The sequence below is a fragment of the Streptomyces sp. DH12 genome, from assembly GCF_020873895.1.
Lineage (GTDB): Bacteria > Actinomycetota > Actinomycetes > Streptomycetales > Streptomycetaceae > Streptomyces.
This window is the reverse complement of sequence record NZ_JAHWGT010001340.1, coordinates 1-421: the sequence shown is the minus strand read 5'-3', so window position 1 is coordinate 421 and position 421 is coordinate 1. Positions and strand designations below refer to the sequence as shown.

At 70.1% G+C, this 421-nt stretch carries 1 protein-coding gene; it reads right to left on the bottom strand.

Features of this window, described 5'->3' with window-relative positions:
• Nucleotides 1–416, bottom strand: a 416-nt coding sequence (locus tag LPA54_RS39985) for a M23 family metallopeptidase (RefSeq protein ID WP_228985321.1), incomplete at its 3' end; no start/stop codon positions are given.
• Nucleotides 417–421 lie beyond the last annotated feature (5 nt).

Sequence of the window (421 nt, the reverse complement as noted above, 5' to 3'; positions counted from 1 at the left end):
GGGTAGGGGAGGGCGGTTCCGTTGATGGTGATCCGCTGGCCGACGCCGTTGAGGAGCTGTTCGTAGTGGATGTGGGCGCCGGAGCTGTTTCCGGTGCTGCCCGTCGTCCCGATCTGCTGTCCCTGGCCGACGTAGGCGCCACTGGCGACGGAGAAGGCGTTCAGATGGAAGTAGTAGGTCTTCCAGCCGCTGCCGTGGTCGATCACGATGTAGTTGCCGGCGCCGTTGGCCTCGTAGTGCCGGGTGGCGGTCCCGGCCGCCGAGGCGAGCACGGGCGCGCCGCTCGTGGCGCCGCCGTCGCTGCGGACGAAGTCGAGCGCCTGCCGGACCTCGGCCGAGTGGTGGCTGTACGTCCACTTCTGGCCGCAGGCGAAGGGTGCCTTGAACACGGGCGCCGCCTGGGCGGGTGCCGCCACGAGCA